The sequence below is a fragment of the Geodermatophilus obscurus genome (assembly GCF_900115395.1).
Taxonomy (GTDB): domain Bacteria; phylum Actinomycetota; class Actinomycetes; order Mycobacteriales; family Geodermatophilaceae; genus Geodermatophilus; species Geodermatophilus obscurus_B.
On record NZ_FOWE01000008.1, the window covers coordinates 170447 to 192229 of the forward strand.

21 protein-coding genes are annotated in these 21783 nt (G+C 76.7%); 13 read left to right on the forward strand and 8 right to left on the reverse strand.

The genetic code is table 11. The features are described from left to right. Window positions 1–49 precede the first annotated feature (49 nt). Together BM165_RS16955 and BM165_RS16960 are read left to right on the forward strand one after the other, a co-directional pair. The gene (locus tag BM165_RS16955; protein WP_075014718.1) at window positions 50–889 is read left to right on the forward strand and encodes a DUF1206 domain-containing protein; all 840 of its coding nucleotides are present in this window, start codon (window positions 50–52) and stop codon (window positions 887–889) included. Next, window positions 886–1791 (forward strand): DUF1206 domain-containing protein, encoded by a 906-nt coding sequence (locus tag BM165_RS16960; protein WP_244274291.1) that lies wholly within the window; start codon window positions 886–888, stop codon window positions 1789–1791. The genes BM165_RS16955 and BM165_RS16960 overlap by 4 nt, the downstream gene beginning before the upstream one ends. Here BM165_RS16960 and BM165_RS16965 read toward each other — a convergent pair. From BM165_RS16965 to BM165_RS16975, 3 genes are all read right to left on the reverse strand, one after another. Then, window positions 1788–2549, reverse strand: a complete 762-nt coding sequence (locus tag BM165_RS16965) for an SDR family oxidoreductase (protein WP_075014719.1) — start codon at window positions 2547–2549, stop codon at window positions 1788–1790. The genes BM165_RS16960 and BM165_RS16965 overlap by 4 nt on opposite strands. 84 nt (window positions 2550–2633) lie before the next feature. Further along, complete coding sequence (locus tag BM165_RS16970) at window positions 2634–3848, reverse strand: acetyl-CoA C-acetyltransferase (RefSeq protein WP_075014720.1); 1215 nt, start codon at window positions 3846–3848, stop codon at window positions 2634–2636. A gap of 129 nt (window positions 3849–3977) precedes the next feature. After that, entirely contained in the window at window positions 3978–4343 is a 366-nt protein-coding gene (locus BM165_RS16975; protein ID WP_075014721.1) for an STAS domain-containing protein, read from the reverse strand. Between the two features lie 224 nt (window positions 4344–4567). Between BM165_RS16975 and BM165_RS16980 the strand changes: the two genes are divergently transcribed. Together BM165_RS16980 and BM165_RS16985 are read left to right on the forward strand one after the other, a co-directional pair. Next, window positions 4568–4870 carry a hypothetical protein gene (locus BM165_RS16980; RefSeq protein ID WP_075014722.1) on the forward strand — a complete coding sequence of 101 codons (303 nt, stop codon included), beginning with the start codon at window positions 4568–4570 and terminating at the stop codon, window positions 4868–4870. A 247-nt stretch (window positions 4871–5117) separates the two neighbouring features. Next, entirely contained in the window at window positions 5118–5483 is a 366-nt protein-coding gene (locus BM165_RS16985) for a hypothetical protein (protein ID WP_075014723.1), read from the forward strand. A gap of 83 nt (window positions 5484–5566) precedes the next feature. Here the strand turns inward: BM165_RS16985 and BM165_RS16990 are convergent, their stop codons facing one another. Beyond that, window positions 5567–8572, reverse strand: a complete 3006-nt coding sequence (locus BM165_RS16990) for a sacsin N-terminal ATP-binding-like domain-containing protein (protein ID WP_075014844.1) — start codon at window positions 8570–8572, stop codon at window positions 5567–5569. A gap of 75 nt (window positions 8573–8647) precedes the next feature. On the opposite strand from BM165_RS16990, the gene BM165_RS16995 reads away from it, so the two are divergent. Together BM165_RS16995 and BM165_RS17000 are read left to right on the forward strand one after the other, a co-directional pair. Further along, window positions 8648–10186 carry an aldehyde dehydrogenase family protein gene (locus tag BM165_RS16995; RefSeq protein WP_083427442.1) on the forward strand — a complete coding sequence of 513 codons (1539 nt, stop codon included), beginning with the start codon at window positions 8648–8650 and terminating at the stop codon, window positions 10184–10186. Next, a complete protein-coding gene (locus BM165_RS17000; protein WP_075014724.1) occupies window positions 10183–11799 on the forward strand; it encodes a GMC family oxidoreductase in 1617 nt (538 codons plus the stop codon). The genes BM165_RS16995 and BM165_RS17000 overlap by 4 nt, the downstream gene beginning before the upstream one ends. A 69-nt stretch (window positions 11800–11868) precedes the next feature. Here the strand turns inward: BM165_RS17000 and BM165_RS17005 are convergent, their stop codons facing one another. Both BM165_RS17005 and BM165_RS17010 read right to left on the reverse strand, forming a co-directional pair. Then, window positions 11869–12747, reverse strand: coding sequence for a DUF559 domain-containing protein (locus BM165_RS17005; RefSeq protein ID WP_083427443.1), 879 nt, complete (start codon window positions 12745–12747; stop codon window positions 11869–11871). Window positions 12748–12836: 89 nt separating this feature from the next. Further along, window positions 12837–14156: an MFS transporter gene (locus BM165_RS17010; RefSeq protein ID WP_075014725.1), complete on the reverse strand. Its 1320-nt coding sequence runs from the start codon at window positions 14154–14156 to the stop codon at window positions 12837–12839. A gap of 72 nt (window positions 14157–14228) precedes the next feature. Here BM165_RS17010 and BM165_RS17015 point away from each other — a divergent pair, with 72 nt between their 5' ends. The 3 genes from BM165_RS17015 (at window position 14229) to BM165_RS17025 (ending at window position 17704) form a co-directional block, all read left to right on the forward strand. Beyond that, window positions 14229–15212: a GlxA family transcriptional regulator gene (locus tag BM165_RS17015; protein WP_075014726.1), complete on the forward strand. Its 984-nt coding sequence runs from the start codon at window positions 14229–14231 to the stop codon at window positions 15210–15212. 281 nt (window positions 15213–15493) lie between these two features. Next, the gene (locus BM165_RS17020) at window positions 15494–17107 is read left to right on the forward strand and encodes a DEAD/DEAH box helicase (protein ID WP_244274292.1); all 1614 of its coding nucleotides are present in this window, start codon (window positions 15494–15496) and stop codon (window positions 17105–17107) included. Between the two features lie 72 nt (window positions 17108–17179). Then, window positions 17180–17704 (forward strand): hypothetical protein, encoded by a 525-nt coding sequence (locus tag BM165_RS17025; protein ID WP_075014727.1) that lies wholly within the window; start codon window positions 17180–17182, stop codon window positions 17702–17704. Window positions 17705–17790: 86 nt separating this feature from the next. On the opposite strand, the gene BM165_RS17030 is transcribed toward BM165_RS17025, so the two are convergent. Further along, window positions 17791–18327 carry a helix-turn-helix domain-containing protein gene (locus BM165_RS17030; protein WP_075014728.1) on the reverse strand — a complete coding sequence of 179 codons (537 nt, stop codon included), beginning with the start codon at window positions 18325–18327 and terminating at the stop codon, window positions 17791–17793. 54 nt (window positions 18328–18381) lie between these two features. On the opposite strand from BM165_RS17030, the gene BM165_RS17035 reads away from it, so the two are divergent. From BM165_RS17035 to BM165_RS17050, 4 genes are all read left to right on the forward strand, one after another. Continuing rightward, on the forward strand, window positions 18382–18738 hold the full coding sequence (locus BM165_RS17035; RefSeq protein ID WP_075014729.1) for a hypothetical protein: 357 nt from the start codon (window positions 18382–18384) through the stop codon (window positions 18736–18738). A gap of 2 nt (window positions 18739–18740) precedes the next feature. After that, complete coding sequence (locus BM165_RS17040) at window positions 18741–19667, forward strand: alpha/beta hydrolase family protein (RefSeq protein ID WP_143108203.1); 927 nt, start codon at window positions 18741–18743, stop codon at window positions 19665–19667. A 107-nt stretch (window positions 19668–19774) separates the two neighbouring features. Next, the gene (locus tag BM165_RS17045; protein WP_075014731.1) at window positions 19775–20305 is read left to right on the forward strand and encodes a cupredoxin domain-containing protein; all 531 of its coding nucleotides are present in this window, start codon (window positions 19775–19777) and stop codon (window positions 20303–20305) included. Further along, entirely contained in the window at window positions 20302–20721 is a 420-nt protein-coding gene (locus BM165_RS17050) for a hypothetical protein (protein WP_075014732.1), read from the forward strand. The genes BM165_RS17045 and BM165_RS17050 overlap by 4 nt, the downstream gene beginning before the upstream one ends. A gap of 51 nt (window positions 20722–20772) precedes the next feature. Here BM165_RS17050 and BM165_RS17055 read toward each other — a convergent pair whose 3' ends face one another. Further along, window positions 20773–21780 (reverse strand): sugar phosphate isomerase/epimerase family protein, encoded by a 1008-nt coding sequence (locus tag BM165_RS17055; protein ID WP_075014733.1) that lies wholly within the window; start codon window positions 21778–21780, stop codon window positions 20773–20775. Between the last annotated feature and the right edge of the window lie 3 nt (window positions 21781–21783).

A 21783-nucleotide genomic window follows, 5' to 3' on the forward strand; every position in this document is an offset into this window, starting at 1 on the left:
CCCGTGCCACGCTGGTCGGCACGGGGGTTCGCGACGGGAGGCGGCGGGGATGAGCGGTACCGGATCGGTGACGGGTGCGGCGGGCCGGGCGGGCGACAGCGACGCGCTGGAGAACCTGGCCCGCGTGGGACTGATCGCCTACGGCGTGGTCCACCTGCTGATCGCATGGCTGGCCCTCCAGCTCGCCTGGGGCGGCGGCGGGCAGTCGGCCGACCAGTCCGGCGCCCTGGCGACCGTGGCCGAGTCCCCGATCGGCAAGCCGCTGCTGTGGGTGATCGCGCTGGGCCTGGTCGCTCTGGCGCTGTGGCAGGCCGCCGAGGTGCTGCGCTGGCGGTCGGGCTGGTCGGCGTCCGGGGACGCCCGCAAGAAGGCCGTGACGAGGTCCGGCAAGGCGGTGGCCAAGACGGTCGTCTACCTGGTGCTGGCCTTCGCCGCGTTCCGGGCCGCCACCGGCGGCGGGCAGTCGAGCTCCGGTCAGCAGCAGCAGACCGCGGCCGGCGTCTTCGGCTGGCCCGCCGGGCGCTGGCTCGTCGGCCTCGCCGGCCTGGTGGTGATCGGCGTCGGGGTCTACCACGTGGTCAAGGGCGTCACCCAGAAGTTCCTCGAGCAGGTCGACCTCTCGACCGCGCCGCAGGGCACGCGGCGTCTGGTGACCCGGCTCGGGCAGGTCGGCTACCCGGCCAAGGGGGTCGCGCTGGGCGTCGTCGGCGCGCTGCTGGTCTACGCGGCGGTCACCTTCGACCCCGCCAAGGCCTCGGGCCTCGACGGCGCGATGCGGACTATCCTCGACGCCCCGTTCGGCCGCGTGCTGCTCACCCTCGTGGCCCTCGGGATCGCCGCGTTCGGCGCGTACTGCTTCGTGCGGGCCCGGTACCCCGAGCGCACGTGAAGGACCTCCCCGCCCCCCACCGCTCGCGAGCTCGCGGCGGGCCCCTGCGGGGAGGCCGGGACCGGCTGCACCGGGCGGTCGCGGCCGCCCGGGAGGTCACCGACCACCCCGTCCTGCAGGCTCTCGCCCGGGTCGGGCTGGTCGCCTACGGCGTCGTGCACCTGCTGATCGGCTGGCTGACCTGGCGGGTGTCGCGCGGGGCGGAGCAGACCGACGCCGACCAGACCGGCGCGCTGCACGCCGTCGCCGCGACCCCCGGCGGGGCGGTGCTGCTGTGGGCGATCGGGCTGGGCCTGCTGGCGCTGGCGCTGTGGCAGGGCGGTGAGGTGCTGCTGTGGTGGCACGGCCTGTTCGACCGCCGGCACCGTGTCCGCACCGCCGTGGTGTGCGCCAAGTGCCTGGCGAAGGCCGCCGTCTACGCCGTCCTCGCGGTCACCGCGCTGCTGTTCGCCGCCGGCGCGGAGTACGACGCCGACGAGCGGCTGCGCGAGCTCACCGGCGAGACGCTGGAGGTCCCCGGCGGCGCGGTCGCGGTCGGCGCCGCCGGGGTGGGCGTCGTCGTCCTGGGCGCCTACTCGCTGTGGCGCGGGGTGTCCGGCGGCTTCATGCGCGACATCGACCTGCCCGCCGCACCCGACCGGTGGGAGCCGGTGATCGAGGCGGTCGGGCGGGTCGGCTACGCGGCCAAGGGCGTGGCGTTCGGCGTCGTCGGCGTGCTGGTGGTCCGGGCGGCGGCGACGGCCGACGTCTCGACCGCCACCGGCCTCGACGGCGCGATGACGACGATCGGCCGCGCCGGCGCGGGCCCGGCGATGCTCACCGTCGTGGCGGCCGGGTTCGCGGCGTTCGGCGTCTACGCGCTCGCCCGGGCCCGCTACCCCGACCGCGACCCGTCGTCCTAGGTGCGGGGGCCGCCGGCGACGTAGACGACCTGGCCGGACACGAACCCGGCTCCCTCGCTGACGAGGAACGAGACGGTGTGCGCGATGTCCTCGGGCACACCGGCGCGGGCCACCGGGATGGCCGCGGCGCGCTCGGCCACGTACTCCTCCCAGTCGCGCCCGATCCGCTCCGCGGTGGCCCTGGTCATCTCCGTCTGGATGAAGCCCGGGGCGATCGCGTTGGCGGTGACGCCGAACTTGCCCAGCTCGAGGGCGAGGGTCTTGGTGAACCCCTGCAGGCCGGCCTTGGCGGTGGCGTAGTTGGCCTGCCCGCGGTTGCCCAGCGCCGACGTCGACGACAGGTTGACCACGCGGCCCCACCCCACCTCGACCATGAACCTCTGGCATGCGCGGGTCATGAGGAACGAGCCGCGCAGGTGCACGTGCATGACCAGGTCCCAGTCGGCGTCGGTCATCTTGAACAGCATGTTGTCGCGGGTGACGCCCGCGTTGTTCACCAGGACCACGGGCGGGCCCAGCTCGGCGGCGACCCGGTCGACGGCGGCCTGCACCTGCTCGGCGTCGCCGACGTCGGCGCCCACCCCGAGCGCGCGGCCGCCGGCGGCCTGGACCGCCTGCACGGTGGCGGCGGTGGACCCCTCGTCGAGGTCGACCACCGCGACGGCGAGCCCGTCGGCGGCCAGGCGCAGGGCCGTGGCCGCGCCGATGCCGCGGGCGGCGCCGGTGACGATCGCGACGCGGGCGGTGGACTCGCTCATGGGGAGGCTCTCCTCGGGGTCGGGGGCTGCCGGCCGATCATGCCGGGCAGCCCCCGCGCCCGCCGAGCGGGACGGTGACCCCGGTCAGGACACGCGCTCGAGGACGGCGGCCAGGCCCTGCCCGCCGCCGATGCACATCGTCTCCAGGCCGTAGCGGGCGCCGCGGCGGTCCATCTCGCGGGTCAGCGTGGCGAGGATGCGGCCACCGGTGGCGCCGACGGGGTGCCCCAGGGAGATGCCCGAGCCGTTGACGTTGGTGCGCTCGAAGTCGGCCTCGGTGAAGCCCCACTCGCGGGTCACCGCGAGGACCTGGCTGGCGAAGGCCTCGTTGAGCTCGACGAGGTCGATGTCGGACAGCTTCAGGCCGGCGAGGTCGAGCGCCTTCGCCGTCGCCGGCACCGGACCGATGCCCATGGTCCGCGGCGGGACGCCGGCCACCGCCCACGAGACGATCCGGGCCAGCGGGCGCAGCCCCAGCTCGGCCGCCCTCTCCGGCGAGGTGACGACGCAGGCGGCGGCGCCGTCGTTCTGGCCGCTGGCGTTGCCGGCGGTGACGGTGGCCTCGGGGTCGTCCTTCCCCATGATCGGCCGCAGCTTGGCGAGGGTCTCGACGGACGAGTCGGGCCGGATGTGCTCGTCACGCTCGACGACGGTGTCGCCCTTCCGGCCCCGGATCGTCACCGGGACGATCTCGTCGGCGAACCGGCCCGCCTCGGTGGCCGCGGCGGCCCGGTGGTGGCTGCGGACGGAGTACTCGTCCTGCTCCTCGCGGCTGATCGAGTACTCGCGGCGCAGGTTCTCCGCGGTCTCGAGCATGCCGCCGGGCACCGGGTGGTGCACGCCGCCGGCGGTGACGCGGCCGCGGGCCAGGCCGTCCTGCAGCAGCACGCCGGGGCCGGCCTTGACCCCCCAGCGCATGGCGTGGGAGTAGAAGGGCGCGTTGCTCATCGACTCGGCGCCGCCGGCCAGCACGACCTCGGCGGCGCCGGTCTGCACCTGCATGGCGGCGTAGAGGACCGCCTGCAGGCCCGAGCCGCAGCGGCGGTCGACCTGGATGCCCGCGGCGGTCACCGGCAGGCCGGCGTCGAGGGCGGCGACGCGGCCGAGGGCCGGCGCCTCCATCGTCGGGTAGCAGTGGCCGAGGACGACGTCGTCGACCGACTCCGGCGGCAGGCCGGTGCGCTCCAGGAGTGCCCTGATGACGGTGGAGGCCAGGTCCTGCACGGGCACGTCCCGCAGGGATCCCCCGAAGCCCCCGACCGGGGTCCGCAGCGGCTCACAGATGACCGCGTCGCGCACGGCGTCCTCCTCGGCTCGTGGTGTGCCGGCCCACGTCCGGGCGGCTCGACACGGAGTGTCCTCCCCGCCGCGGGCGGGCGCGGACCGACCCGGAGCCGACGGGGCCCGGAGCGGGAGGAGCGGGAGGGACTACGCGGCGCCGGCGCCGGTCTGGACCTGCTCGACGCCGAGGAGGTCCCACAGGCCGGTGACCTGGAGGGCGCGGGTGACCGCGCGGGTGCCGACGAGCACGCGCAGCCGGGCGCCGGTCTGGTCGGCGGTGCGGTGGGCGACGGCGAGCACCGACAGGCCCGCGGAGTCGAGGAAGGTGACGGCCTCCAGGTCCACGGTCACCGAGCGCGGGCTGCCGGCGAAGGCGTCGTCGAGCGCGCGGCGCAGGTCGGGCGCGGTGGAGCAGTCCACCTCACCGGCGCAGACGAGGCGCGCGGCGCCGTCCGCGAGGACGGTGTCGACGGTCAGCAGGTCACTGGTGGGGCGAGGGGAGACGGTGGTCACGGTGCGCCTCTCGGTCGAGGGCGGGCCCGTGCGAAGGACAGCGGCTGGGTGAGCCGTACCAAGCGCGGAGTCCGGCAAGACGTGGACGGCTGGTGTTGAACCGCACCTCGGACGGTAGGCGGGGGGCACATGTGGCGCAAGGGTCCCCACGGTGTGTCCGCCCACGTGCACCTGTCCACCCGGAGCCCGGCGGCAGGTGGCCGCGGACGGGGATACTCGACGGCGTGAACGGTCGCTGGGTGGTCGCGGGTCTGATGTGGGCGGCCGTGTCGGTCCTGGCCTTCCGGGGCATCGGCAACGTGATCGTGGCGGGCGGCCTCGTGGTGTTCGGGCTGGTCCTGCTCGTCGTCCTCGCGATGGCCAGCGACTGGGACCGCCACCCCGGCTTCGAGGAGCGCGAGCGGGAGCGGGCGCGCCGGCGGCGGGAGAAGTGGGAGCGCAACGCGGGCGCACGGGCGCGCGACCGGGAGCGCTGGGAGGCCCACCAGGCCCGCAAGGCCGCGCGCGGGGCCGCGCAGGACCGGTAGCCGGCCTCCCCGCGCGGGGAGGCCGTCGGAAAACCCGTGGACGGCGTCGGCGGGCCGCTCTAGCGTCGCCGTCATGCGCCTCTGAGTCCGCTCGCGACCGCGTCCCCCGTGACGCCGCCCGCGTCCTCCGCCGACGCCCGCGGGTCGAGCCCCGGCTCCCCGCTCTCCTCCCGCCCGTTCACCGGGCGCTCCCTCCCCTGGCTGCCGGCTGCCCCGCGGCCGGTCCGACCTCCCCCAGGAGGCCCCCGTGTCACGTCCCGTCCGACCGCTGTCCCCCGCCGCCGGCGCCGCCCGCGCCGCCCTGCCCGCCGACGCCGCCGCCGACCTCGACCGGCTGGCGTCAGCCGTGCTGGCCTCCCCCTCGGCGGCGCTCGGCGCCGTGCTGCGGTCCCACCTGCCCGGCATGGCCGGCGTGCGCTGGCTGCGCATGGCCGGGCTGCCGCCCACCGCCCGGGCGACCGCGCTGACGGAGGAGCAGTGGTCGAAGGACCCCTCTGCCCCCCACCACTCGCACGCTCGTGGCGGGCCCCTGCAGAGGGGCCGGAAGACGGGCGGGCGGCCGTCGGCGCACGGCCACGCGCCCGGTGCGATGGCCGCCCCGCGCTGGCACTGACGAAGGACCACCCCTCCCCCCACGCTTCGCGAGCTCGGCGCGGGGCCCTGAGGGGTGGCCGTTCCAGCACCTCACCAGGGGGGTCAGGTCACCGAGTCCTCCGCGGCGAGGTCGGCGGAGCGGGCGGGCTCGGCGAAGGCCTCGGCGAGGGCCTGCCGCAGCGGCCAGGCGCCGGCCCGCCAGGCCAGCGCCCGGCCCAGCGCGGCCGGGGTGCCGTCCACGTGGTCGACGCCCTCGCCGGGCCACCAGGCCACCGGCCGGCCGGCGGCCAGCAGCGGCCCGTGGACGGCGACCTCGCCGGGCAGCACCGGGAGGCCCAGCCGGGCGGCGGCCAGGCCGGCGCCCGGCACCGCCGCCCACGGCCCGCGGCGCACCGGGGTGCTGGTGACCGCGGCCTGCACGCGCTCGCTCAGCAGCGGCAGGTCGAGCAGGTCGGCCACCGGCCCCGGGGCGCCGCCGGCCGGCACGAGGGCGCCGTCGGCCAGCGGCTGCAGCCAAGGCGCGTCCAGCACGGCGACGGGCTCGCGCGCGGGGTCGGCCACCCGGTCCGGCGCCACCCGCACCCGCGCCGGCGGGTCGACGTCGATCCCGTCGAGGGCGGCCGCCAGGCGCGCGTACACGGTGCGCAGCACGGCGGCCGGCGCCGTGCGGGCGGGGTCGCCGAGGCGGTCGAGCAGGTCGGCGGCCGCGTCGGGGTCGGCCAGCACGTCGTCGACGGTGGCGGGCGGGCGCAGCCGCGCGAGCACCTCCGGCGGCGCGTGCGCCGGGTCGTAGAGCCCGTCCAGCTCCCGGCCGTCCGGTGCCCGCAGCCGGTCGGGGCGCCGCCCGCCGAGCACCGGGCGGGTCGACAGCCACCAGCGCAGGTGCCCGGGCACCGCGACGCCGTCGAGGACGACGTCGGCCCACGCCTCCTCCGGCGCCGCGGCCAGCAGCGGCAGGGCGCCGTCCCAGTCGGCCACCAGGTCGAGGTCGCGGACGGCGGTCAGCGGTGGCCACGCCGGCGGGGGCGCGTCGGCCGGCAGCCGGTCCAGCACCGCGTCGGCCCAGTCCTCGGCGGCGTCGACGTCGAGGTCGGCGGGGTCCTCGGCGCGCACCAGCGCGAACGTGCCCAGCACGCCGACCGCCCGCAGCGCCGCGGGGTCGTGGTCGGCGGCGAAGCCGGGGTCGAGCACGCCGAGCGCGCCGTCCTCGAGGACCGCGGCGAGCGGCGCGCCGGGCAGCAGCAGCTCCCCCGCGGGCGCCCAGGCGCCCCCGTCGTCGGGCAGCGCCAGCTCGGCCAGCCACGGCAGCTCCCCGGGGGCGGTGCCGGCGGCGGCCACGAGGGCGAGGACGGCGTCGGCGAGGTCGGCGGGGTCGGTCTCGCCGAGGTCCTCGTCGACGGCGTCGACGGACTCCTCGACGGCGGCCCGCACGGCGGGGTCGGCGAGCACCGCGGCCGCGGTGGCCGGGCGGGCGCCGAGCCGTTCCAGCAGCCGCCGCGCGGCCGGCGGTGCCACCGCGTCCGGGGCGGCGATCCGCAGGGCGAGCGACCCCAGCCGGCCGACCGGCAGGTCCGGCTCGGGCAGCAGCACGCCCGCCGGACCCGGCGCGGTGCGGCCGTCGGCCAGCGGCACCGGCAGCGCGCCGAGCTCCTCGCGGTCGGCGGAGGCGAGCGCGGTGTAGAGCCGCGCCCACCAGTCCGGTGGCCGGGCCACCGCTGTCACCGCCTCCACCACCTGCGCCGTCCCCACCCGCCGCACGCCCAGGGCGGCCAGCGCGGGCGCCCCGTCGCGGCGCGCCCAGCCGGCCGGCAGCAGCCCCGGCACCACGTCGGTGAGGACGTCGACCAGCTCGTCGGGGCCGCCGTCGAGGACGGCCGCCCGGTCGGGCTGCTGGCGGGTGCCGTCGGCGGCCGGCAGCCACGCCGTGGCGCGGAGCCGGTCGAGGACGGCCGAGCCGAGGGCGGCGTCGAGCTCGGCGGCGGCCAGCCCGATGCGCGGCACCAGCCCGAGCACCGCCGGGTCGGGCGACAGCGCGGCCAGCAGGTCGGCGTAGCCCTCCGCGGCCACGGCGACCAGCGCGTCGGTGACCGGGCCGGGGGCGACGTGCCGGCGGTCGGGGCCGAGCGGGAACGGCGCGACCAGCCGCACCGGCAGCGACAGCGGCTCGTCGCTGGGCGTGGGCGCGTGCACCACCTGGCGGCCCGGCAGGGGCTCCGGGCGGCCGTCGTCGTCGAGGGGCACCGCCCAGGTGACGGTGTACCCGCGGCGGGCGCGCTCCTCGACCGGGCGGTCGGCGAGCAGCCCGGCGGGCAGCTCCCCGCTGCGCTGGCCCAGCCGCCAGGTCGTCGTCGCGTCGCCGTCGCGCAGGCGGGCGAGCGGCGGGGTGCGGGTGCACGACAGGGTGCGCACGACGCCGTCGACGACCACCTCGACCTCGGCCAGGCCGGGAAGCGCGAGGAGCAGCCCGGCGTCGAGGGCCCCCAGCGCGGCCCGGACGGCCGCCCGCGACCCGGCGCGCAGCGGGAGCACGACCTCGGTGGCGTACCCGTCGCGCGGCGGGCCGCCGTCGGGCCACGGCAGCCGCAGCACCGGGACGGCGCCCTCGCGGCGGGCGAGCTCGCCGGCCAGCGCCGCGACGTCGGCCACCTCGGCGCGGGTGCGCGCGGCGCTGAAGCGGACGCCGCCGTGCTGCGAGTGCACCGCCGGCTCGTCGGAGACGGCGAGGACGGCGGCGAACCCGACCCCGAACCGGCCGACGGTCTGCCGTTGGTCCCGCTTCGCCGACGCGCGCAGGGTCGCCAGGCCGGCCACGCCGGCGGCGTCCAGCGGCGCGCCGGTGTTGGCCGCGTGCAGCACCTCTCCCCCGGCGCCCTCGCTGCCGACCGCCGCGAGCTCCAGCCGCAGCCGTCCCGGCACCCCGGCCCGCGCCGCGGCGTCGGCGGCATTCTGTGCCAGCTCGACCAGCAGCCGGTCGCGGTAGCCGCCGCGGACGAGGTCCTCCTCGGCGTTGGCGTCCTCCCGGAAGCGCGCCGGTGAGTCGCTCCAGGCGGCGAGCACGCGCCGGCGGATCCCCGCGGTGTCGAAGGGGTCGGTCCGGCCCGCCAGCATGGCGGTCAGCATGGCAGCGGACGGGGGCGCGGGACGGGTCCGGAGCCGGGGCTACGCGCGGGTAACCTGCGCCACATGTCGCTCGCCGAGCAGTTGGACACCGTCACCGACGCCGCCGCCGGCACCGTCGACCGGCACGCCACCACCGAGACCTTCGCGTCGACGGACCCGGCCACCGGCGCCGTCGTCGGGGTCTTCCCCGTGCACGACGCGGCCGCCGTGCAGGAGACCGTCGAGCGGGCCCGCCCGGCCGCGCGGCGGTGGGCCGAGCTCGGGTACGACGGGCGGCGGCAGCGGCTGGCCGCCTTCCGCGGCTACCTCGCGCGGCGGATCCACGAGCTGGCCGACCTGGTGCACCGGGAGAACGGCAAGCCGCACGCCGACGCGATCCTCGAGATCAGCCTGGCGATCGACCACCTCGCCTGGGCCGGGGCGCACGCGCGGAGGACGCTCGGCCCGCGCCGCGTCCGCGCCGGGATGCTGGCGGCCAACCACGCCGCGTACCTGGAGTACCAGCCCCTCGGCGTCGTCGGCGTCATCGGCCCGTGGAACTACCCGGTCTTCACGCCGATGGGCTCGATCGCCTACGCGCTGGCCGCCGGCAACGCCGTCGTCTTCAAGCCCTCGGAGCACACCCCCGCCATCGGCGCGTGGCTGGCCGCCGCCTGGCGCGCCGCCGTCCCCGACGCCGCCGACGCCCTCCAGGTGGTCACCGGGTACGGCGAGACGGGCGCGGCGCTGTGCCGCGCGGGGGTGGGCAAGCTGGCCTTCACCGGCTCGGCGCCCACCGGCCGGAAGGTCATGGCCGCGTGCGCCGAGACGCTCACCCCGGTGCTCATGGAGCTCGGCGGCAAGGACGCGATGATCGTCGACGACGACGCCGACGTGGCCGCCGCCGCCGACGCCGCTGTCTGGGGCGCGATGAGCAACGCCGGGCAGACCTGCATCGGCATCGAGCGGGTGTACGTGACCGCGCCGGTGTACGACCGGTTCGTCGCCGAGGTGGGCGAGCGGGTGCGCGACCTGCGCCCCGGCTCCGACGACGAGGCCGCCTACGGCCCGATGACGATGGCCTCGCAGACCGACGTCGTCCGGCGCCACCTCGCCGACGCGGCGGCGGCCGGCGGGCGCACGCTCGCCGGCGGCACCATCGACGGCGTCCTCGTCGCCCCCACCGTGCTGCTCGACGTCCCCGAGTCGTCGTCGGCCGTCCGCGAGGAGACGTTCGGGCCGACGCTGACCATCACCCGCGTGGCCGACGCCGAGGAGGCGCTCGAGCGCACCAACGCGACGTCCTACGGCCTGGCCGGTGCCGTGTTCTCCCGCTCGAGGACGAAGGCGATGGACCTCGCCCGCCGGATGCGCAGCGGCATGACCAGCGTCAACTCGGTGCTGACGTTCGCCTCGATCCCGGCGCTGCCCTTCGGCGGCGTGGGCGAGAGCGGCTTCGGCCGGATCCACGGCGAGGACGGGCTCAAGGAGTTCACCCGCGCCAAGGCGATCACCCGGCAGCGCTTCCCGCTGCCGGTGGACCTGACGTCCTTCCGCCGCCCGCCGGCGGCCACCGACGCGCTCGCGCGGGTCATGGGCCTGGTGCACGGACGCCACCGGTGACGGCGTCGCACGACGAGTACGACGTCGTCGTCGTCGGGGCCGGGTCGGCCGGGTGCGCGCTGGCCGCCCGGCTCACCGAGGACCCGTCGGTGCGGGTGCTGCTGCTGGAGGCCGGCGGCTCCGACGACGTCCTGGAGGTGCGGGTCCCCGCGGCGCTCTACAAGGTCTGGCGCACCCGGCGGGACTGGAACTACACGACCGAGCCGCAGCCCGGGCTCGGCGGGCGCGGGCTGTTCTGGCCGCGCGGGAAGCTGCTGGGCGGGTCGTCGTCGATCAACGCGATGATCTACGTCCGGGGCGCCGCGGCCGACTACGACGAGTGGGCGCAGCTCACCGGGGACCCGTCGTGGTCCTACGCGGCGGTGCTGCCGCTGTTCCGGCGGATGGAGGACAACGCCCGCGGCGCCGACCGCTTCCACGGCACCGGCGGCCCGCTGCGGGTGGAGGACCTGCGCTCGCCGCACCCGTGGACCCGCGCGGTCGTCGAGTCCGCGGTGGCCGCCGGGTACCCGCGCAACGACGACTTCAACGGCGCGGCGCAGGAGGGCGTGGGCACCTACCAGGTCACGCAGCGGCGCGGCCGGCGCTGGTCGGCCGCCGACGCCTACCTGCGCCCGGCGCTGGGCCGGCCGAACCTCACGGTGCTGACCGGCGCGCTGGCCACCCGGGTGCTGCTCTCCGGCGGGCGGGCCACCGGTGTGGAGTACCGGCGGGGCGGGCGGACGCACACCGCGCACGCGGCCGCCGAGGTGGTGCTCTGCGGCGGCGCGGTCAACTCGCCGCAGCTGCTCCTGCTCTCGGGCATCGGCCCGGGCGCGCACCTGCGCGAGGTCGGCGTCGACGTCGTCCACGACCTGCCCGGTGTGGGCGGCGGGCTGCAGGACCACCCGCTGGTGCCGGTCGTCTGGGACGTGCGGTCGGGGAGGTCGCTGCTGCGGGGTGAGTCGCCGTCGGGGTACGCGCGGTGGTTCGGCGCCCGCCGCGGGCCGCTGTCGTCGAACCTCGCCGAGGCGGGGCTGTTCACCCGGTCCCGGCCCGACCTCGCCGAGCCCGACCTGCAGTACCACTTCCTGCCGGTCAAGTTCTGGCGACAGGCGGAGGTCGACCCCGACGTCGACGCGTTCACCGCGGCGACCGTCCTGGTGCGCGTGCACTCGCGGGGCTCGGTGCGGCTGCGGTCGGCCGACCCGGCGTGGGCGCCGGCCATCGACGCCGGCTACCTCACCGACGAGCGCGACCTCGACGCCCTGGTGACCGGGGTGGAGAAGGCCCGCGAGATCGCCTCGGTCGGCCCCCTGGCGCGGGTGCTGGCCGGCGAGTGGTCCCCCGGCCCGGCCGTGCGGACGCGCGAGGCGCTGCGGCAGGCGGCGCGGGACACGCTGGAGTCGCTGTACCACCCGGTGTCCTCGTGCCGGATGGGCACCGACGACGCGTCCGTGGTCGACCCGCAGCTGCGCGTGCACGGCGTCGACGGCCTGCGGGTGGTGGACGCCTCGGTGATGCCGACGCTGGTCCGCGGCAACACGAACGCCCCCACGATGATGATCGCCGAGCGCGCCGCCGACCTCCTGGCCGGCCGCTCCGTCGACCCCGCCCTGGCCACGATCGCCTGACCCCGCCTCGGGAAGCCCTTGTAGCGCTGTTGGCTCCCCGGGCGGCGGCGTGAGGGAGCCTTTGTAGCGCTAATGGCTCCCTGGGGCTCCGGTCAGGGCAGCGCGGATCCGGGCGAGGAGGGCGTCCAGGTCGCGCATGTCCGAGACACTGACCCGGATCACCCGCCAGCCGGCAGCCCGCAGCCGGTCGAGCCGAGCGTCGTCCCGCGGGATCTGGTCGTCCTCGAAGTGGTGAGCGCCCTCGTACTCGATCGCCAGCCGCTCGTCGGGAAACGCGAGGTCCACGCGAGCGACGAACCAGCCGCGGTGGAGTACCTCGTACTGCGGGACCGGCTCGAGCCCGGCGAGACGGAGGCACACCCTCAGACGCGACTCCTGCGGGGACTCGGCGCGGGGGTCGACCAGTGGCACCGCCCGTCGCACGCGGCTGACGCCCCAGCGCCCCGAGCCGCGCTGCGCCATGGAGACCAGCTCGGCGAGGGTCACGTGCTCGGCCGCCACCATCGCGTCCAGCGCAGCCACCGCCGTCGTCAGCGGCTCGAGCGTCATGACGTCCCACGCCGTCCGCAGCGCCGTCGTCACCGGGACGTCGTCGATGCAGACGACGTCGCCGGGCTGCAGCACCGTGTGGTGGACGTCGGCCTCGCGGGGCCCGCGCCAACGGACCTCCTCCGGGCAGACGACGGTCACCTGGTCCGCGGCCGCAGCGAAGGGAGCGCCGTACCAGGCGGCCGCCGAGTACCCACCGATAGCGGCGCCCGGAGCCAGGAGAAGGGCGACACCTCGGCAACGCAACCGGTGGTCGAACGGCAGCCCCGGGTCGGCGTAGACGCCGTGGACGAGCCGCCGGTAGCTGCGACGTCGCAACTGGGCTCGGGTCAGGTAGCCCTCGGCGATCGCCGCGCTGCCCAGGAAGACGCCGGGGAGGAGACGACGGTGTGCGGACACGCGGGGCAGCCTGTCCGACCAGGAGGACCCGGGTCGGCGTCGTCCACAGGCTCCGGAGCCATTAGCGCTACAAAGGCTCCGTCGGTGGCTCAGCCGTGGGTGGTGGTGACCGAGGCGGTGCCGGGCTCGGTGGGGACCGCCGGCGGCACCGGGACCGGCCGGCGGCGGATCGACACCGACATGGCCGCCGCGAGCAGGCACAGCCCGCCGGCGAGGAACCAGGCCAGGTCGTAGGAGCCGGTGACGTCGCGGATGACACCGCCGCCGAACGCCGCGAACGCCGAGCCGAGCTGGTGGGACGCGAACACCCACCCGAAGACGACGGGCGCGCGGGTGCCGAAGTGCTCGCGGCACAGCGCGAGCGTCGGCGGCACCGTGGCCACCCAGTCCAGGCCGTAGAAGACGATGAACGCGATCATGCTGACGTGCAGGTCGGGCCCGAACAGGGTCGGCAGCAGGAACAGCGAGAACCCGCGCAGCGCGTAGTAGGCCAGCAGCAGCACCCGCGGGTCGACGCGGTCGGTCAGCCAGCCGGAGAGCACGGTGCCGGCGATGTCGAAGACCCCGACGACGGCGAGCAGCGTCGCCGCGGTGGTCACCGGCATGCCGTGGTCGTGCGCCGCCGGGATGAAGTGCGGCTGCACCAGCCCGTTGGTCGACAGCCCGCAGATGAAGAAGCCGCCGGCCAGCAGCCAGAACGGCCGCGACCGGGAGGCGTGCACGAACCCGGCGACCGCGGCGCGGGCGGCACCGGTCCGCACCGGGTCGACGTCGTCGGCCGCCGTGCCGCCGTAGGGGACGGCGCCCACGTCGCGCGGGCGGTCGCGCAGCAGCCACAGCACCAGCGGGACGACGGCCAGGGCGGCGGCGGTCGTCCCCAGCGACGCGGCCCGCCAGCCGCCGCTGGTCTGCGCGACCGCCGCGACGACGGGGAGGAACACCAGCTGCCCCGTGGCCCCACCGGCGGTGAGGATGCCGCTGACGAACCCGCGCCGGGCGACGAACCAGCGGCCGGTGACCGTGGCCACCAGCGACAGCGCCATCGACCCGGTGCCCAGGCCCACGGCGAACCCCCACAGCAGCACCAGCTGCCAGCTCGCCGTCATGAAGACGGTCAGCCCGCTGCCGAGCGCGGTGAGCAGCAGCGCGCCGACGACGACCCGGCGGATGCCGAAGCGCTCCATCAGCGCCGCGGCGAAGGGCGCGGTCAGCCCGTAGAGCGCCATGTTGACCGCGACGGCGGCCGAGATCGTCGAGACCGACCAGCCGAACTCCGCGCGCAGCGGGTCGATGAGCACGCCCGGCACGGCGCGGAACGCCGCGGCACCGACCAGCGCCAGGAAGGTCACCGCGGCCACCCACCACGCGGGGTGCACGCGGGTGGTCCGGCCGGGCGCGGTGGTCGTCACGATCGGAGAGCATGACCGAGCGGGCACCCCCGCGACAGTGGCCCGATGGACAACACGTGCAAGGATCCGGCCATGACAGCGCCGGTGCCCCACGAGGTCGTCGTCCTCGCGGTCGACCACGTCGTCGGCTTCGAGCTGGGCCTGCCCCACCGGCTGCTCGGCCTCGCCGAGGACGCCCACGGCAACCCGCTCTACCGGGTCCGGGTCGCCACCCTCGACGGGCGCCCGGTCCGCACGGCCGACGGCTTCTCGGTGCTGCCCGAGCACGACGCGTCGGTGCTCGCCGAGGCCGGCACGGTCGTCGTCCCCGGGATCATGGGCGGCCCCGTCGTCCGGGAGGGGCGGGCGCCGACCGCGCTCACCGCGGCCGTGCGCGGGGCCGCGGAGCACGCGCGGATGGTGTCGATCTGCACCGGCGCGTCGGTGCTGGCCGCGGCCGGCCTGCTCGACGGCCGCCCGGCGGCCACGCACTGGCGCGACGCCGAGGCGTTCCGCCGGCACTTCCCCGCCGTCCGGCTCGACGCCGACGTGCTCTTCGTCGACGACGGCGACGTGCTGACCTCCGCCGGCGTGGCCGCGGGCATCGACCTGCTGCTGCACCTGGTCCGCCGCGACCACGGCAGCGAGGTGGCCAACCGGGTCGCGCGGCGCAACGTCGTCGCCCCGTGGCGGGAGGGCGGGCAGTCGCAGTTCGTGGAGCGACCGCTGCCGGAGGCCGGGGACACCGGGACGGCGGCCACGCGCGCCTGGGCCGTGGAGCGCCTGGCCGAGCCGCTCACCCTCGCCGACCTGGCCGCACACGCGCGGATGAGCGTGCGCACCTTCACCCGGCGCTTCCGCGAGGAGACCGGTGTCTCGCCGCTGCGCTGGCTCGCCGGGCAGCGGATCGCGCTGGCCCGCCGGCTGCTGGAGTCGACCGACGCCTCGGTCGACCGGGTGGCGGCCGAGGCCGGGTTCGGCACCCCGGCGTCGCTGCGCCAGCACCTGCGCGCCTCGATCGGCGTCGCCCCCGGCGCCTACCGGCGCAGCTACCGCGGAACCGGCCGCACCGCCTGACCGCCTTCCGTACGCGGGAGAGGCCCCCCGGACGGGGGACGTGTGACACGCGACTCCCCCGGCGGCGGCAGGTTCGGGCGCCGCGTCTGGTTGAGTGGGACGTACCGGCGTTGCCCTCGCTCATCCGGAGCTGCAGGACTCGACGTCGGGCTGGTGCTGCGCCACGGAGGCGCGCCCGGCTGTCCGACGTCGCCGCCGGCGCGCACCGCCCCGCTCCCGGGGCCGGCCTGCGCCCGCGCACGGTGACCGACGACGGCGACCCGAGAACGCCCGAGGAACCGATGACCTCCCCGCAGTCCCCCACGCCCACCGCCGGCACATCCCGGCCCCGCCGCCGTCGCGGCGGCCGCGGCCGCGGCACCGGCGCCGGCACGAACCCCACGCCGGCGGCGGCCACCGCCCCGGCCGCCGGCGCCCCGACCGCCGCTCCGTCCACCGAGGTCGTCGTGGCGCCCGCCGTGCTGCCCGCCGGTGACGTCGCCACCGTGCTGCCCACCGACACCACGTTCGCCGCGCTCGGCGTGCCCGCCCCGCTCGTCGAGGTGCTCACCGCCAGCGGCATCACCGCGCCGTTCCCGATCCAGGTCGCGACGCTGCCCGACTCCCTCGCCGGCCGCGACGTGCTCGGCCGCGGCCGCACCGGCTCGGGCAAGACGATCGCCTTCGCCCTCCCGCTGGTCGCGCGGCTGGCCGCCTCCACCACCCGGCGCCAGGCCCGTCGGCCGCGCGCGCTGGTGCTCGTCCCGACCCGCGAGCTGGCCAACCAGGTGCTGGCCGTCGTCGAGCCGCTGGGCCGCGCCCTCGGCCTGCGCTCCACCGTCGTCTTCGGCGGCGTGGGCCAGAACCCGCAGGTGCAGGCGCTGGCCGCCGGCATCGACGTCCTCATCGCCTGCCCCGGCCGGCTCGAGGACCTCATCGGTCAGGGGCACGCCGACCTCTCCGCCGTCGAGGTCACGATCCTCGACGAGGCCGACCACATGGCCGACCTGGGCTTCCTGCCCGGCGTCAAGCGGCTGCTGGACCGCACGCCGAAGGTCGGCCAGCGGATGCTGTTCTCCGCGACGCTGGACAACGGCGTCGACGTCCTGGTCAAGCGGTACCTGTCGCAGCCGGTGACCCACTCGGTCGACCCGGCCGTCGCGCCGGTGTCCACGATGACGCACCACGTGTTCCAGGTGAGCGCCGCGGACAAGGCCGAGGTCGTGCGCCAGCTGGCCTCGGGCCTGGGCCGCAGCGTGCTGTTCACCCGCACCAAGCACCAGGCCAAGAAGCTCGCCAAGCAGCTCACCGCGGCCGGGGTCCCCGCCGTCGACCTGCACGGCAACCTCAGCCAGAACGCCCGCGAGCGCAACCTCGAGGCGTTCAGCTCCGGCGAGACCCGCGTGCTGTGCGCCACCGACATCGCCGCGCGTGGCATCCACGTCGACGACGTCTCGCTCGTCGTGCACGTCGACCCGCCGACCGAGCACAAGGCCTACCTGCACCGCTCCGGCCGTACCGCCCGCGCCGGTGCCGGCGGCACGGTGGTCACGCTGTCGACGCCCGACCAGAACGGCGAGGTCCGCACCCTGACCCGCCAGGCCGGGATCACCCCGGTCGTGACGGCGGTGCGCCCTGGCGCCGAGCAGATCACCGCGCTCACCGGCCCGGCCGCGCCGTACGTCGAGCCCGCCCCGGCGCCGGCTCCCCAGCCGCAGGGCCAGGCAGGCGGGCGTCGTCGCCGCTCCGGCGGGTCCGGTGGCTCCGCCCCGACCGCGTCGGCCCCGGCAGTGGGCGGCCGCTCCGGTCAGGGCCGGGCCTCGGGTCCGGCGCGCACCCGTGCGGAGCTGGCCGCGCGGGCGGGCACCCACTCCGCGTCGTCGTTCAGCGGCCGGTCCCGGCGCGGGGGCCGCTGACCTCGACGGGGTTCACCACGGGGACGGTCGGGCAGAGCAGTCCCGACCGTCCCCGACCCTGTGAGGTGCCCCGTGGCCCTGCCCATCACCCTGTCCGAGATCGGTCCCCGGATCTCGGCCGGCGCGTTCATCCTCAACAGCGGGCTCGGCAAGCGCGGCGCCGACGAGGAGGCCGCGGCCGGCCTGCACGGCTTCGCCGCCGGCACCTACCCGTTCCTCCAGGACGTGGAGCCCCGGCAGTTCGCCCGGGCCCTGTCCACCGCCGAGATCGCCATCGGCGCGGCCCTGCTGACACCGTTCGTCCCCACCGCGGTCGCCGGCGCCCTCCTCACCGGCTTCGCCGGCGGCCTCCTCGGCCTGTACCTGCAGACGCCGGGCATGCGCAAGGAAGGCAGCCTCGCCCCGACCGAACAGGGCCTGTCCATCGCCAAGGACGTGTGGCTGCTCGGCATCGGCGTCGGGCTGCTCACCCGCGGCACCGTCGACCGCGGCAGCACGCGGGTGGAGAGGGCCGCGAAGACCCTGGCCAGGGCCAACAAGCGGGTGTCACGGGCCGAGCGCAAGGCCGAGCGGAAGGCCCTCCGCGCCGCCTCATGAAGGACCCCCTCCTCCCCACCTCTCGCAAGCTCGGGGCGGGACCCGGGAGGGGCCGAGGCGCAGCACGGATACGACCCGTCCCTGGGTCAACCCGGCAGGAACACCGTCCCGAGCAGGCGACGGCGACGCTCCCCGCCGGGCTCGTTCGCCAGGCGGTCGCCCAGCACCCGGCGCAGGTCGGCGACGAGCGCGGTGAACTCGTCGTCGTCGAGCCACAGGCCCGTCATCCGGTAGCCCACCCCGTCCCGGGCGGCGTCCAGCCCGCCCGGGACGGCGGCACCGCCGTCGGCCCAGCGGTCGAAGTCGGCGAGCAGCGCGGCGACGAAGGTGCCGAACGCCCGCCGGTGCTCCTCGGGCGTCATCCCCGCCGCCTCCTCCGGCCCGACCGAGGCGGCCGCGGTCACGAGCCGGTAGGTCCGCTCGGTGCTGCCCCGCACCCGCCGCTCCGCGGCCACCTCGAGCACGCCGGCGTCGGCCAGCACGCCGACCTGCCGGTAGAGGGTCGCGACCGGGACGTCGGGCAGTTCGGCGTGCAGGTCGCCCGTGGTCATGGCCCGGTCGCCCAGCAGCGCCTGGACGACCCGGAGACGCACCGGGTGCAGCAGCAGGTCCGCGGTCGCCACGCGCCCACCTTTCCCATTGTTGACAACGGTCGCGTTCGTGAGAACAATGGTGCCATGGCGACGATCGAGACGACATCCGGGACGCTGCGCGTCTCCCTCACCCGGGCCGAGAAGGTCCTCGGCCTGCTCCGCGACCTCGAGGTGCCGCTCCCGGCCGTCCGGTCGGTGACGGTCGTCCCCGACGGTCTCGCGGCGGCCCGCGGCCTCCGGGCTCCCGGCCTGGGCGTACCCGGCGTGCGGCGCATCGGGACCTGGCGGCGCCGGGGGTCGACGACGTTCGTCAGCGTCCGGCGCGGCCCGGCACTGCGCCTGGAGCTGACCGGTGCGCGGTTCGACACCGTGCTCGTGTCCGCCGACGACGCGGCCGCGGTCGCCGCCGCCCTCGACGCCCGCCTGTCCGCGGGGCGGTGACCGTGCGCGAGATCCCCCTGACCGTGCCGGGCGAGCCCCCGCTCGCCGGCACGCTGACCCTCCCCGACTCCCCCGGGCCCGTGCCGGCCGTGCTGCTCGCGCCGGGCTCGGGCCCCCTCGACCGCGACTCCGACCACCGCCGGGCGCGCTTCGGCGTCACCCGCGACCTCGCGCACGCCCTCGCGGCCGCGGGCCTGGCCTCGCTGCGCTACGACAAGCGCGGCGTGGGCGGGACGCCGGGCGACTGGCGGCGGGCCGGGTTCTCCGACGCCGCCGACGACCTCGTCCGCGCCCGCGACGCCCTGGCCGCGCGGCCGGAGGTCGACGGCGACCGCGTGGTCCTGGCGGGGCACAGCGAGGGAGCGCTCCTCGCGGCGACGGCGGCCGCGCGCGGGGTGCCGTGTGCCGGCGTCGTGCTGCTCGCCGGGTCGGCCACCCCGGGTGCCGAGCTGCTGCTCTGGCAGGCGCGCCGGATCGGCCCCACCCTGCCGGCGCCCGTCCGCGGTCTCCTGCGGCTGCTGCGCGTCGACCTCGAGCGCAAGGTGGCCGCCAACCACGAGCGCATCCGGGCCACCACCACCGACGTCGCCCGCATCGGCGGGGTGCGCCTCAACGCGCGGTGGCACCGGGAGTTCCTGGCGCACGACCCGCGGGCCGACCTCGCCCGGATCACCGTGCCGGTCCTGGCCGTGACCGGGGGGAAGGACCTGCAGGTGCCGGCCGACGACCTCGACACGATCGCGGCGACGGTCCGCGGCCCGGTCGAGGTCCTGCGCGTCGACGACCTCACCCACACGCTGCGACGGCAGCCCGGACCGGCGTCGATGCGCGCCTACCGGGCCGAGCTGCGCCGGCCGGTCGACCCGGCCGTGCTGGCCGCCGTGGTGGCCTGGTGCCGGCGGGTCGCCGTCGGTCCCCGCGTGTCCTGACCCTGAGGCGAAAAAGGGGTTACGGAGAACTGCGGCGAGGTTGGAGTATCCCCGGCCTACGGGGGGCCGCCGCCGGGGCGGGACCCCGTCGGCTCCGAGGAGGCCCCATGTCCCACCCCTCCCGCCGCGCTGCGGCCCTGGTCCTCGCCCTGGGCGTCGGTCTGCTCAGTGCCTGCTCCGACGACGGAGGGGACGCCGCCGAGGCCGCCGCCTCGACCAGCGAGCACGCCGGGAGCGAGCACTCGGAGAGCACCGCGGCCGGGAGCAGCACACCCGGAAGCGAGCCGTCCACGAGCGCCGCGCCCAGCAGCGCCGCGCCTGAGACCGCGGCTCCTCCCGCCGCCGCGCCGGCCGAGGCGCGCGCCGTCACCGCGACCGAGGGCGAGATGTACATCGAGCTCTCCGAGGACTCCTTCACGCCCGGGAGCTACACCATCGAGGTGGTCAACGAGGGCAACGCCACCCACGACCTCGTGGTCGAGCGGGACGGCGCGGACGTGGCCGCGACCGAGACCATCGCCCCCGGCGCGTCGGCCACGCTCACGGTCACCCTCGAGGAGGGCGAGTACGTCTTCTACTGCTCGATCGGCAACCACCGGGCCATGGGCATGGTGACCACCGTGGCGGTCGGCGCATGAGCGGCAGGACCGCGACGCGCACCCCGCGCACCGGGACCGCGATCGCGGTGCTGCGGCTGGCCGGCGCGGCGCTGCTGGCGGCCATCGCCGTCATCCACGTCCACCTGTGGCAGCAGGGGTACAGCGGCATCGACGTCATCGGCCCGGCGTTCCTGGTGCAGTCCGTGCTCGGGTTCGGCGGTGCGCTGCTGCTCCTCGGCGCACCACCGCGACTGGTGCCGTGGGCGGCCGCCCTGGGCGCCGCGTTCGCCGCCGGGTCGCTGGCCGCACTGCTCCTGTCGACGACTGTGGGGCTGTTCGGCTTCGTCGAGACGACCCTGGCGACCCTGTGGTGGGAGTCGTTCTGGGTGGAGGCCGCGGCCGTCGTCGTCCTCCTCGTGCTCGCCGTCCTCACCGCGCGGCGGGCCGGACGCTGAGCCGGGCGCCGGACCGGCGGGCTTCCCGCCCGCCGGTCCGGCGCCGGGTCCTCAGCCGTTCGAGGAGAACGCGGCGTCGAAGGCGGCGGCCGGCGGGTCGAAGGCCAGCCGACGGACGAACGCCAGCGCCTCGGGGGCGCCGACCAGGCGGTCCATGCCGGCGTCCTCCCACTCCACCGAGATCGGCCCGTCGTAGCCGATGGTGTTGAGCATCCGGAAGCAGGCCTCCCACGGGACGTCGCCGTGGCCGGTGGAGACGAAGTCCCAGCCGCGCCGCGGGTCGGCCCACGGCAGGTGCGAGCCCATCCGGCCGTTGCGGCCGTTGCCCACCTGCCTCTTCGCGTCCTTGCAGTCGACGTGGTAGATCCGGTCCTTGAAGTCCCAGATGAACGACACCGGGTCGAGGTCCTGCCACACGAAGTGCGACGGGTCCCAGTTGAGGCCGAACGCCTCGCGGTGCCCGATCGCCTCCATCGCACGGACGGTCGTCCAGTAGTCGTAGGCGATCTCCGACGGGTGCACCTCGTGGGCGAACCGCACGCCGACCTCGTCGAAGACGTCGAGGATCGGGTTCCAGCGGTCGGCGAAGTCGCGGTAGCCGTCCTCGATCATCGACTCCGGCACCGGCGGGAACATCGCCACGGTCTTCCAGATCTTCGACCCGGTGAACCCGACGACGGTCCGCACCCCCAGCTTCGCCGCGGCGCGGGCGGTGGCCTTCATCTCCTCCGCGGCGCGCTGCCGCACGCCCTCGGGGTCGCCGTCGCCCCACACGCGCGGGTGCACGATCCCGCGGTGCCGCTCGTCGATCGGGTCGTCGCAGACGGCCTGGCCGTTGAGGTGGTTGGAGATGGCGAACACCTGCAGGCCGTACTTCTCCAGCAGCGCCTTGCGGTCGGCGACGTAGGAGTCGTCCTCCGCGGCGCGCACGACGTCGAGGTGGTCGCCCCAGCAGGCGATCTCGAGGCCGTCGTAGCCCCACTCGGAGGCCAGCCGGCACATCTCCTCGAAGGGCAGGTCGGCCCACTGGCCGGTGAACAGGGTGACGGGACGGGGCATCGA